Source organism: Citrobacter sp. TBCS-14 (assembly GCF_005280805.1).
Taxonomy (GTDB): domain Bacteria; phylum Pseudomonadota; class Gammaproteobacteria; order Enterobacterales; family Enterobacteriaceae; genus Citrobacter; species Citrobacter gillenii.
This window is the reverse complement of the sequence record NZ_SZWM01000496.1, coordinates 1-210: the sequence shown is the minus strand read 5'-3', so window position 1 is coordinate 210 and position 210 is coordinate 1. Positions and strand designations below refer to the sequence as shown.

Here is a 210-nt window from a genome sequence, read left to right as displayed (position 1 = left end):
AATACGAGACAGCAGCGTACCGGTAGACTGTTTATCAAAAAAGGCGACAGGCATACCCATCATATGACCAAACAGGCGGCGGCGCATGGTCATGACCACTTTGCCTGACACCCATGAAATACAGTAGCTGGAGACGTAGCTCGTAATACCGCGAACTATCATTAGCCCAATGACCACCAGAGGCATCCACAGCAGCACAGAGCGATCAGT

At 51.0% G+C, this 210-nt stretch carries 1 protein-coding gene; it reads right to left on the bottom strand.

The features are described 5' to 3' along the window. Positions 1-210, bottom strand: a 210-nt coding sequence (locus FDX22_RS19525; protein ID WP_255432974.1) for an ABC transporter transmembrane domain-containing protein, incomplete at both ends; no start/stop codon positions are given.